The sequence below is a fragment of the Metapseudomonas resinovorans genome (genome assembly GCF_002003485.1).
In the GTDB taxonomy this organism is placed as follows: Bacteria; Pseudomonadota; Gammaproteobacteria; order Pseudomonadales; family Pseudomonadaceae; genus Metapseudomonas; species Metapseudomonas resinovorans_D.
Genome location: NZ_BDMA01000098.1, coordinates 1 through 5,825, shown reverse-complemented (window position 1 = coordinate 5,825; position 5,825 = coordinate 1). Strand labels below are relative to the sequence as shown.

Annotated in this window: 8 protein-coding genes and 2 pseudogenes; 6 read left to right on the top strand and 4 right to left on the bottom strand. The window is 57.9% G+C overall.

Annotation, left to right across the window (positions count from 1 at the left end):
* The 4 genes and pseudogenes from MnOB_RS28280 to MnOB_RS28265 form a co-directional block, all read left to right on the top strand.
* A pseudogene (locus MnOB_RS28280) lies at positions 1-203 on the top strand (heavy metal translocating P-type ATPase); the annotation flags it as partial.
* A gap of 7 nt (positions 204-210) precedes the next feature.
* Positions 211-555, top strand: a complete 345-nt coding sequence (locus MnOB_RS28275) for a DUF3703 domain-containing protein (RefSeq protein WP_077527862.1) — start codon at positions 211-213, stop codon at positions 553-555.
* Entirely contained in the window at positions 552-1,058 is a 507-nt protein-coding gene (lspA, locus tag MnOB_RS28270; protein WP_077527861.1) for a signal peptidase II, read from the top strand. The genes MnOB_RS28275 and lspA overlap by 4 nt, the downstream gene beginning before the upstream one ends.
* Positions 1,058-1,795: a helix-turn-helix transcriptional regulator gene (locus tag MnOB_RS28265; protein WP_077527860.1), complete on the top strand. Its 738-nt coding sequence runs from the start codon at positions 1,058-1,060 to the stop codon at positions 1,793-1,795. The genes lspA and MnOB_RS28265 overlap by 1 nt, the downstream gene beginning before the upstream one ends.
* A gap of 181 nt (positions 1,796-1,976) precedes the next feature.
* Here MnOB_RS28265 and MnOB_RS29745 read toward each other — a convergent pair.
* The 3 genes and pseudogenes from MnOB_RS29745 to MnOB_RS28255 form a co-directional block, all read right to left on the bottom strand.
* Positions 1,977-2,285: pseudogene (locus MnOB_RS29745) on the bottom strand (DUF4946 domain-containing protein); the annotation flags it as partial.
* A 184-nt stretch (positions 2,286-2,469) separates the two neighbouring features.
* The gene (rloA3, locus tag MnOB_RS28260; protein ID WP_077527859.1) at positions 2,470-3,021 is read right to left on the bottom strand and encodes a retropepsin-like aspartic peptidase RloA3; all 552 of its coding nucleotides are present in this window, start codon (positions 3,019-3,021) and stop codon (positions 2,470-2,472) included.
* Positions 3,022-3,059: 38 nt separating this feature from the next.
* On the bottom strand, positions 3,060-3,953 hold the full coding sequence (locus MnOB_RS28255) for a cation efflux transmembrane domain-containing protein (RefSeq protein ID WP_077527858.1): 894 nt from the start codon (positions 3,951-3,953) through the stop codon (positions 3,060-3,062).
* A 176-nt stretch (positions 3,954-4,129) separates the two neighbouring features.
* Here MnOB_RS28255 and MnOB_RS28250 point away from each other — a divergent pair, with 176 nt between their 5' ends.
* A complete protein-coding gene (locus tag MnOB_RS28250; RefSeq protein WP_077527857.1) occupies positions 4,130-5,026 on the top strand; it encodes a sterol desaturase family protein in 897 nt (298 codons plus the stop codon).
* A gap of 56 nt (positions 5,027-5,082) precedes the next feature.
* Positions 5,083-5,253 carry a site-specific integrase gene (locus MnOB_RS28965; RefSeq protein WP_158713869.1) on the top strand — a complete coding sequence of 57 codons (171 nt, stop codon included), beginning with the start codon at positions 5,083-5,085 and terminating at the stop codon, positions 5,251-5,253.
* 222 nt (positions 5,254-5,475) lie between these two features.
* Here the strand turns inward: MnOB_RS28965 and MnOB_RS28245 are convergent, their stop codons facing one another.
* A complete protein-coding gene (locus MnOB_RS28245) occupies positions 5,476-5,775 on the bottom strand; it encodes a MerR family DNA-binding protein (protein WP_265093697.1) in 300 nt (99 codons plus the stop codon).
* Positions 5,776-5,825: the final 50 nt, after the last annotated feature.

Here is a 5,825-nt window from a genome sequence, read left to right as displayed (position 1 = left end):
TGCGCAAGATTCCGGCGTTCATTCGCCTATCCCGGCATACCGCCGCCGTGGTCACGCAAAACATCGGGCTCGCCCTGGGGATCAAGGCCATCTTCCTGGTGGTCACCCTGACCGGCCATGCCACGATGTGGATGGCGGTGTTTGCCGACATGGGCGTGAGCCTGTTGGTCGTCCTGAACGGCCTGCGTTTGCTGCGCAAGTGAGGATGAAATGAACCGAGATCTGCGCGCCGCTATCGGCGAAGCCTTCCTGAGCGCCAGGCAGGCGCTGGGGGCAAGATCACCTCAGCGGGCCTATCCGTGGTTGGAGCGGGCCCACATCCTTACCCAGCGTATGCCCCTGCTCCATGCCTACAGCCACTGGCTGATGCTTCAGGTGGGTTGGATTGAGCGCGACTACCGGGAGGTGCTTGGCCAGGTACCGCGCATTCTCGCGGCCTTGCTGTTCTCCAAGGTCTGGGTTCCAGAGGGCAATACTGGACGAGCAAGAGTCAGCGCCTTTCAGCCGATGCCGATTTCAGAGGAACTGAAGCAACTACTAAGGGACAGTCAATGAACACTTGCCAACAGGTTTCGCCCGCTCCAACACCGGGGTTGTGGTGGGGAATTGCTGCCGCCCTGGCAGTACTCGATCAGGGCACCAAGTTCGCCATTGAGCAGCTGTACGAACTGGGTTCTTCGCTCGCCCTAGGCCCCTTCTTCAACCTGGTACATGTCCGCAACACCGGTGCAGCGTTCAGCTTCCTGGCTGACGCCGGCGGTTGGCAGCGTTACTTCTTCGTTGTCATTGCCCTGGCCGTTGCCGTGACGCTCATCCTGATGCTTCGTCGAGCGCGTCCATGGCACGAAGCCCTGGCTTACAGCCTCATCCTGGGTGGGGCGGTGGGCAATCTCATCGACCGATCTGTCCGTAGCTATGTCGTGGACTACCTGGACTTCCACTACCAGGGGTGGCACTGGCCGGCGTTCAACTTGGCGGATGTCGCCATCGTTGGTGGCGCGTTGCTGATGATGCTCGGCAGTTTGGCAAGGCCCGCCGTGGAAGTGGGTCGCCCGTGATGAAAAGCGGCCGTGCCGCGGACCCGTTCAAGTGGTCCGGCCGTGCTTGGCTAGGGCCGGGACTCGCTGTTTTTGCTGGCCGTGCCGGCCACCAGGACTGGCATCACCATCAAGCGCACCAGATTGCCATCGGCCTTGATGGGCCCGTGACGGTGGCGTGCCCGCAAAGCCTTCACACCGACGTCGCGATGTTCATACCCGCTGGCGTTCGCCATCGACTCAACGGGGGCCTTATCGTGTCGATTTACTTGGATGTGCTGGCGGATGAAGCGCGGGGTTTGTCGCCAAGCGGAATCCCGATGCCAATTGCCATCGCCGCGCCTGAAGCGCAGAGGATTGCGGATGCCCTCAGCGACTCCGCAGAAGACGTTCGGGACGCCGTGCGCAAAGTCCTTCAGATGGTCGACGTCCTGCCCGCTCCCGATCCGCGCTTGGCACGTGTCGGCACTGCAATCCACGCGGGTCAGGTACAACGCAATGCACTGGCTGCGTTGGTGCATCTATCGCCGACTCGGTTCTCGCACTGGTTCGTGGAGCAAACTGGCCTGCCGTTGCGCAGCTATGCTAAATGGTTGCGCCTCAGCCAGGCGGTTCAACTCTTGGCCAGCGGGTCATCTATGACCGATGCCGCCCACGCGTCGGGCTTCTCCGACTCGGCCCATTTCTCGCGGACCTTCCGAGCGCTGCTGGGCATTGACCCGTCGTCCGCGCTCGCCGAGGTATGCCTGCGGGATTGACACCCTACTCAGGAGGCCAGCTCTGCCATCAATGCCAGTGTTTATTTGGCGCCTGCCTAGCCAACCGTACCTTCGAGTTGCTCCTCGAAATACGCTAGGGCCTACAAAATCAATTCAGTCAAACCGCAGCCTATTGCGCAGCTGGAGAAACTCAGGCTGATGTTCCGTGAAGGTTGCGGGTTCAGCCGCATACTCCAGTGAATAGGTCGCCTGGCCCCCTACGGCAGTGACCAGTGTGTGTAAGATCCTTGCTCCCTTGAGCCGTCATGGTGCACGTAGTCTGCAATCCCATTAATTCACCCACTGGAGTTTCTGTTGGCTCGCCGCAACTCGCCAAGAGGCCGAGTCGGGAATAGTGCCACTGTAGCGCTTTGCGCATAGCGACGATGACGTTCTCGATGCTCACCGGGTGCTCGTTCAGCGCCGTTACACGAGTGAGCTCCATTACCGCGATTTGCTTGCCGTCCTTGTCCTGCAATATAGCTCTCTGGCGCGAGCCGACAGGCTGCCCCTATGCGTCTACCGGATTTGGCAGGATTGAGCTTTCCCAGCCAATTGGCCAGGGGATGGTGTGGTCAGCCGCCAAGGCCTGGAGCGACATCACCAAAGGGAGGACTGCCTATACCAAGGGCAAAGGGAATCTATCGAATGTCACTGGTAGCGAACTCAATCCGTCAGTTTGTTTCTTTGGTTCCGGACTTGCCGCAACGGGGCTCCATGGTGAAGGTCCGGGAGGCATCTACCGCACCTACGTGCTGCAGTGTGCGGCGGCCAATCAGTACCGGATAATTCATTTTGCCGCGGTCCTTCAGCGAAAACTCCTCCTTGTAGAGACGGGTCCCGATACACATTTGCATCAACACCACGGGCCTTCTTTCAGCTCCGCCAGCACCACGAACTTTCACGTTGCGAACGACCTTGCGCTCAAATGATGCATTGGCCATCTTGCCGGTTTGGCTGTCTTTGACTTCTACGTTGAAGCGGACCCATTGCTCGCCGCCCTTGTCAAAACGCTCCAAGTCCTTCGCGTCCATGGACGAGGTCAAGGCCCCGGTGTCCAACTTTATTTTTACGGAGATGTTTTCCGGCTGAATCAACCCTTCCTCCACCCAGCCGAACACCTTGGTGGAGTTTGTTGCAGCAAAGCTGGGGGTCACCGTCAGGGCAATAAGCACGGCAGACAGCCATCTGGTAGTTCGATGTTTCACAGCGGAATCCTTATTCATACAGTGACAATGGCTAAGCCATCTGCCGATCCAATTGGTCAGGCTTTCAACGCCAGTATGCGGCGTGCACCGTCTAGCACGACGAGGCCTACGACAGTGCCAATCACCAAGTCTGGGTAGGGAGAACCTGTCCACGCAACCAAGGCCCCCGCAGCGATTACACCAAGGTTCGCAAGCACATCGTTGGCTGAAAAAATCCAACTCGCTTTCATGTGGGCGCCACCATCGCGGTGACGATAGATCAGCAAGAGGCAACTGACGTTTGCCACCAGTGCGACTAAGCCAATCCCCATCATCAGCGTCGACTCAGGCTCGCTGCCGTAGAGGAAGCGTCTAACCACTTCCACAAGCACACCCAAAGCCAATACAACCTGAAAGAAACCCGCCAGATGGGCTGCACGTACTTGCAGCTGCGCGCTACGGCCGACCGCATAGAGAGCCAGCCCGTAGACGGCAGCATCAGCAAACATGTCCAGCGAGTCAGCAACCAGACCAGCCGACTGAGCGATTAAGCCAGCGCCCATTTCGGTGACAAACATTACGGCATTGATGCCGAGCAAGACTTTCAGCGTGCCGGCTTCTTTCGAAGCATTCAGTTCTTCACTGGCACTGTTGGCCGAGGCCGACTCCCGGCTGGCCGGTTGAGTCTCAAGCAGCGTTGCTCCAAGGCCAAGTGACTCCAGCTTGATAGCAATCTGATCAACCGCCCCTTCGTGAAATACGCTTACCTGCCTGCTGGTTAGATCAAAGGACAATGAATCGATCTCGGACAAGCCATTCAGCGCGAGCCGAATCATCCGCTCTTCGGAAGGGCAGTCCATTTTAGGCACCGAAAAGTTGCTGACCCAGGCCCCCTCATTCAAAGGCGTAGTTGCTGCTTCTGGGCCCGCCGAAGCGGGGCCACAGCCACAGGATTTATCACAAGAGCTCATGAGCCGCTTCTCCAATTGGGCCTAGTCTTCTCCATTACAAACCATGTAGCAGGTATAGGGTCAAGTACGATGTTGGCTTCCGCGAGGGGTAAATCTTCAGGATCGTAGCTCTTTCGTTCAAGTCGAACGCTAGCCTCTCTACGTACTGTCATGGCTCTCGATACAGGAGCTGAGCGATGCCTACTTTTCTTCGATGTGCCATACGCTGGATGAGCTATCCACTCGTATTTGGCGGCAGTGCCGCCTTCATGATCTGGGCACTGTATACCGGCGTACCATCTTGGCCCACCACGCCCCTGGTCGCCGCGGTGGGCTTGTTAGTCATCGCTGGTTTGGAGCGACTCCAACCTTTTCGCGAAGCCTGGCTCGAAGATCATCAGGACACCACGACAGATCTGTTGCACATGCTGGTCAACCTTTCCGTCATTCAATTCACTGCTGAAATCCTGGCCAAGCTTGGCGATGCGGTGCCGGCTTCGGTTCGCCTCTTCCCGATCGAGAGTCCTCTGTGGTTGCAACTGGTTCTGGTCGCCGCCGTGCTCGATCTGAGCCTGTATGCCATGCACCGCATCAGCCACCGGGTGCATTGGTTGTGGCGTTTTCACATGATTCATCACAGCGCAGAGCGGCTCTATTGGATGAACGGGGAACGCCGGCATCCTCTGCATGCCGCGCTGATGGCCGGGCCAGGGCTGGTGGTTCTGCTCGCATCAGGGGCACCGTCTGCCGTAGTCGCAACTTGGTTCGGCATCCTGACCGTCCACCTGGCCTTTCAGCATTCGAACCTGGACTACAGCTTGGGCTGGCTGCGGCATCTGCTCGGGGTTGCCGAGATCCATCGTTGGCACCATAAGCGCGACTTCGAAGACGCCCAGGTCAACTTCGGTGAGTTTCTAACAGTGTGGGATCGGCTGTTCGGGACCTTTTACGACAGCAGCGGGAAGCTGGGCGAAGCCGAGGTGGGCCTGCACGAAAAGGACTACCCCAAAAACTACTTCGAGCAACTTATTGATCCTCTTCGTCAAACATCTGCACGCCCAGCCGGTCACGACTATTCATTGAAGGATGAATAACGCAGCAGTAGCTCGAACGGGTGGATCTCAACGTAAATGCATCAGCCGGTGCTGGGATGCGCCTGTTCCTGCCGCAGAGCAAGGGAGATCGGAAGAACCTCGGCACGACCCATTACGCACCGGCCTTAAAACGTCTCTGTCCGGTACAGGACTATCTCGACTGGATCAGTGTCACCGGTATCGCTCGCGGCGCTGTGTTCCGCGGCCTGGATCACTGGGGCACCTGAGCGATTAAGCTTTGCATCCCGGCAGTTTGATAAGCCTGCCAGCGTGCCGGTATTCCTGCCGAGCTGTACACCAGCCATTGGCCGTGGCTTCGCGGCAACGGCCAATGGCTGGGATATCAAAGCACTGATGTGGAAAGACATCAGCTACATCGACCCCGCCATTTCCTTTGGCGGCTTGACGGCTAATGGTTACCCCCACGCTTCACCTTGCCCGTCCAGGCTTCAGTGGTTGTGGCTTCGCCCTACGTGTGACAAAACCTCTTCACCGAGATGATTGCCGCCAACGTTCAGTTGATGAAGTATCTGACAGTCAGAGACTTCGCGGCCCTCGGTACAGCTTCTCCTCAGGTCCATTAGTTGCTTCTGAAGTGCCTGAAGACTCGTGATCCTGGTCGCCACATGCTCCATGTGCTCATCGACCAGCTTATTCACTCCTGAGCAATCACCCGCAGGATTATCCCGGAAGCTGAGTAACTGCCTTACCTCGTCCAGAGTCATGCCGAGGGTTCGGCAGTTGCGGATGAAGGTAAGCGTCCAGCCAAGTCACCTTCCGAACTCCAGCATTAAGGGCG

Coding starts and splice junctions, on each gene's coding strand:
- rloA3 (WP_077527859.1), bottom strand. CDS start 3,021: ATGAATAAGGATTCCGCTGTGAAACATCGAACTACCAGATGGCTGTCT.
- MnOB_RS28965 (WP_158713869.1), top strand. CDS start 5,083: ATGCGCCTGTTCCTGCCGCAGAGCAAGGGAGATCGGAAGAACCTCGGC.
- MnOB_RS28275 (WP_077527862.1), top strand. CDS start 211: ATGAACCGAGATCTGCGCGCCGCTATCGGCGAAGCCTTCCTGAGCGCC.
- lspA (WP_077527861.1), top strand. CDS start 552: ATGAACACTTGCCAACAGGTTTCGCCCGCTCCAACACCGGGGTTGTGG.
- MnOB_RS28255 (WP_077527858.1), bottom strand. CDS start 3,953: ATGAGCTCTTGTGATAAATCCTGTGGCTGTGGCCCCGCTTCGGCGGGC.
- MnOB_RS28265 (WP_077527860.1), top strand. CDS start 1,058: ATGAAAAGCGGCCGTGCCGCGGACCCGTTCAAGTGGTCCGGCCGTGCT.
- MnOB_RS28250 (WP_077527857.1), top strand. CDS start 4,130: ATGCCTACTTTTCTTCGATGTGCCATACGCTGGATGAGCTATCCACTC.